This window comes from Frankia sp. R82, from assembly GCF_023716925.1.
Taxonomy (GTDB): Bacteria; Actinomycetota; Actinomycetes; order Frankiales; family Frankiaceae; genus Frankia.
Genome location: NZ_JAMQQG010000209.1, coordinates 1 through 512, shown reverse-complemented (window position 1 = coordinate 512; position 512 = coordinate 1). Strand labels below are relative to the sequence as shown.

The window sequence follows — 512 nt, the reverse complement described above, 5'->3', positions numbered from 1 at the left end:
GCCCAGCACACGGCTGACCCCGCTGCCGCCCCCACCGGTGGCGCCGCCGATTCGGCTGCCGCCGTCCGTCGGCGGGGGCACGAGTGGCGGCCGGTCGAGGCCGCCCGGTTCGAGCGCGGGCAGCCTGCCGGCAGGCGCCCGGGGCGCCCTGCCGACCGGTGTGCCAGCGGTCTCGCCGTCCGTGATCTCACCCTGGACCTACGACTGCGACGAGGACGACCCCGATCCGCGGGCGCCGGTGCGCGACCGACCCGCGACACCACCGCAGGTCGACTCGGGCGAGGACGCCTGGCTGGAGGAACGGGAACGGCGCCCGCCCGCCCGACCGGTGGACCCGGCCGAACAGACGATTCGCCCGTCCGACCCGACACCGCGGTCGCGTCCACCGCGCCCCGCGGAGTTCGGTGCCTGGATCCACCCGGCGGCAGCCCGAGTCCGTCCGACCGGCCCGGTCGCACCACCCGGCCAGCCGGTACCGCCGGCGCCATCGGTGCGGCCGGCCGCGCAGCGCG

At 78.7% G+C, this 512-nt stretch carries 1 pseudogene; it reads left to right on the top strand.

Annotation, left to right across the window (positions count from 1 at the left end):
* Positions 1-181: 181 nt before the first annotated feature.
* Positions 182-512, top strand: a pseudogene (locus ND747_RS16640) (serine/threonine protein kinase); the annotation flags it as partial.